Genomic DNA, 3,737 nt, shown 5'->3' with positions numbered 1-3,737 from the left:
TGTAATGAGTTTTCTGGCTAATAATATTAATCATTAAATAAAAAACCGCTCTTTTATCGACTAAATAAAAGAGCGGGTTATTTTTTTTAAATTATCTCACTTGCTTATTGATCCATTTAATTTCTTCATTAGTGAACCGAATATTACTTTCTTTAGTTGTATCAGTATCTAACAAAATTTTTATCTTTTAATTAATTTTACTGACAGGCACAATAATATTGAAATGATCACCATTTTTTAATGTTATATATTTTTAATTGGAATATCATGCATTATTGCTACACCACGTAATTCATTAAATTCACTCCAAAAATAATCACGTCCTTCAAAATAGAAAGTAGGTGTTTTTATTGATTTAATATAACGGTATACAGAACGAACATTAAATTCTTCTTCTTTATTTCTATCAAAAGGCAATTCAACTATCATATTCCCTTCTGCGCGTAATTTAAGATCGGGTATTCCGCCCAACGAGAAAACAGCTCTGAATTTATCACTATATTCACTTGCTAATAATGCTCTGGTACCTCCCGTACTATGTCCAACAACATAGATGCGTTTAGAGTCAATATAAGGCAATGATGCTAAATATTCCCTCGCCGATTCTAAATCTTCTAATTCGCCATAAAACATTTCATAGCGGCCTGGGTTGGTATTTTCACCACGGAAAGAAGGTATCATCAACACCATATTGGGATCACGAAATATAGCACCCGTTTGATCGTTATCAACCGGTTTAGGTTGCCAAAAATAGTCGTCACCACCAATTCCACCATAACCTCCATTTAACCAAATCACCGCAGGTAATTTCACTTTTTTATTTGCAGGTGGTGGTGTTAAATAGGCATACATATCCCCTGGTTTTGCTGGATATTTAATCACATTAAATATTTCTGGTGGTGCTTCCCAAGGCGGATCAATATTATCAAAACTGTCGTTTATAATTTCGGTTTTAAAGCGTTGATGCGCTTCAAATAGCGTTTCATCACGAACTTCAATCTCTGCATTAACAGAAAAAGTGCTAGCATATAGCAGGGAAAAAAGTAGCGCAGGAACAATTTGTCGAAAATGTTTATTTTTTTATATTCATATCAATCAACTTCCCTATAGATTATTTCAGTGCCAAGATAATAACATAGATTGTTTAGAATTTATGAATAGGCAAAGGAACGAAAATAAAAAACAGGAAATAGAAAAAAGCACCTCAATTGAGATGCTTTAGACAATATAAAATAGTTAACTTATTTGATAATACTTTTCTTATTTTGCACTCGTACGAATTAAGTAATCAAATGCGCTTAGCGAGGCTTTTGCTCCTTCACCGGCGGCAATGATGATTTGCTTATAAGGTACTGTTGTACAGTCACCCGCAGCAAACACACCTTTAATATTCGTTTCGCCACGGGCATCAACAATAATTTCGCCCATTTTATTGCGCTCAACAGTACCTTCTAACCATTGTGTATTAGGTAATAAGCCGATTTGAACGAAAATGCCTGCTAATGCAATATCATGCATAGAATCATTAGTACGATCTTTATATTTTAGACCCGTTAACTTAGTGCCATCCCCATAAACTTCTGTAGTTTGTGCATTTAAGATAACGTCTACATTGCTTAAGCTACGTAATTTTTTTCTGTAATACCGCATCTGCTCTCATTTCTGGAGCAAATTCTAATACTGTTACGTGCTCAACCAAACCCGCCAAATCAATTGCAGCTTCAACCCCTGAGTTACCACCACCAATAACAGCAACTTTTTTGCCTTTAAACAGTGGGCCATCACAGTGTGGGCAATAAGTTACACCACGTGTGCGATATTCATTTTCGCCAGGAACATTCATATTTCTCCAGCGAGCACCTGTTGCAATAATTAAGCTACGGGTTTTTAAAATAGCGCCTGATGCTGTTTCAATTTGATGTAACTCCCCTTCTGATGCCCCAGGAATTAAGCGACTAACAGTTTGACTATCAATCACATCCACTTGGTAATCATCAACGTGTGCTTTTAGTGCGCCCGCAAGCTTTGCACCTTCTGTTTTTGGTACAGAAATGTAGTTTTCAATATCAACAGTATCCAGAACTTGCCCACCAAAACGTTCACCAATAAGACCTGTATTTAAACCTTTACGTGCTGAATAAACCGCCGCTGATGCACCAGCAGGACCACTACCTACAATTAATACATCAAAAGCATCTTTTTGGTTTAACAATTCTGCCGTACGTTTTTCTGCATTACTGTCTACTTTGTTAACGATTTCCGCTAAGGTCATACGACCCTGACCAAATTCGTTACCATTTAAGAATACAGCAGGAACGCCCATGATATTACGTTCCTGAATTTCATTTTGGAACATGCCTCCGTCGATCGCTGTGTGAGTGATCTTCGGATTTAAAATCGCCATTAAGTTTAATGCCTGAACAACATCAGGGCAGTTATGACAAGAGAGCGAATAATAGGTTTCGAAATGAAACTCACCGTCTAACTGACGAATTTGTTCAAGTAATTCTTGTGCTTCTTTTGATGGATGACCACCCGTTTGCAGTAACGCTAAAACTAATGACGTAAATTCATGACCTAATGGCGAACCTGCAAAACGAACACCCGTTTCTTTCCCTGGGTTGGTAATAAGAAAAGATGGTTTGCGTACATTAGCGTTATTATCTTCACGATAAGTGACTTTATCGGATAATGGTTCGATTTCTTTTAATAATTCTTGGATATCAGCAGAATGTTTGCTGTCGTCTAATGTTGCTACTAACTCAACTGGCTGGGTTAATCGTTCTAAATAAGCTTTCAATTGAGCTTTTAAATTATTATCTAACATTTTTGCACCCTCAATAAAATCGGGTGCCGAAACACCCGATAAATAACTTTTTTAGTGGCTTAATTCTTATTTAGATTTTGCCAACTAAATCCAGTGATGGAGCTAAAGTTGCATCACCTTCTTTCCATTTTGCTGGGCAAACTTCACCTGGATGGCTAGCAACATATTGAGCAGCTTTAACTTTACGCAGCAGATCTGATGCATCACGGCCAATGCCTTCAGCAGTGATTTCGATTGCTTGGATGATACCTTGTGGGTCAACAACAAAAGTACCACGATCTGCAAGACCTTCGTTCTCACGCATATTTTCAAAGTTACGAGTTAATGCGCCAGTTGGGTCGCCGATCATGCCATATTTGATTTTACCGATAGTTTCTGAGCTGCTGTGCCATGCTTTATGGGTAAAATGTGTGTCAGTAGAAACTGAATAAATTTCTACGCCCATTTTTTGGAACTCAGCATAATGGTCAGCTAAGTCGCCTAATTCAGTTGGGCACACAAAAGTGAAGTCTGCAGGGTAAAAGAAGAAAACGCTCCATTTGCCTTCGACGTCCTTTTCAGTCACTTCTACGAATTGACCGTCTTTAAATGCCATGTTTTTGAATGGTTTGATTGGGGTATTAATTAAAGACATTGTATTTCCTCCTGTTTGGTATGGGAACTAATGTACCTATTCCACTTGAGAATAGCTAATACATTCCTGCTATCAGTTCAATAGGTTTTACCTAATGAGTTGAAGAAATTGATAGAGCCAGGTTAACTAAATGTAGCGATTAAAGCAAATACACAACAAGTCAATTGCGCCTATCTTTTATTGTTTTCCCCTTTGTTTAACATCCTTAATTTTAGTAAAAATAAACTCATAACATTATGAATTATAAACTAATATTAGTGCTTCATAAATCAATTC

The 3,737-nt window shown here is 36.7% G+C and carries 2 protein-coding genes and 1 pseudogene; all 3 read right to left on the bottom strand.

Going from position 1 to position 3,737, the window contains the following annotated elements:
- Positions 1-243: 243 nt before the first annotated feature.
- The 3 genes and pseudogenes from BHE89_RS11975 to ahpC all read right to left on the bottom strand — a co-directional run bounded on the left by BHE89_RS11975 (position 244) and on the right by ahpC (position 3,461).
- Positions 244-882: an alpha/beta hydrolase family protein gene (locus BHE89_RS11975; RefSeq protein ID WP_286146093.1), complete on the bottom strand. Its 639-nt coding sequence runs from the start codon at positions 880-882 to the stop codon at positions 244-246.
- A 378-nt stretch (positions 883-1,260) separates the two neighbouring features.
- Positions 1,261-2,827, bottom strand: a pseudogene (ahpF, locus tag BHE89_RS11970) (alkyl hydroperoxide reductase subunit F).
- Positions 2,828-2,897: 70 nt separating this feature from the next.
- A complete protein-coding gene (gene ahpC, locus BHE89_RS11965; RefSeq protein WP_006536680.1) occupies positions 2,898-3,461 on the bottom strand; it encodes an alkyl hydroperoxide reductase subunit C in 564 nt (187 codons plus the stop codon).
- Positions 3,462-3,737: the final 276 nt, after the last annotated feature.

This window comes from Shigella sp. FC1967, from assembly GCF_001743005.1.
In the GTDB taxonomy this organism is placed as follows: domain Bacteria; phylum Pseudomonadota; class Gammaproteobacteria; order Enterobacterales; family Enterobacteriaceae; genus Proteus.
This window is presented reverse-complemented; position numbering and strand designations above follow the sequence as displayed.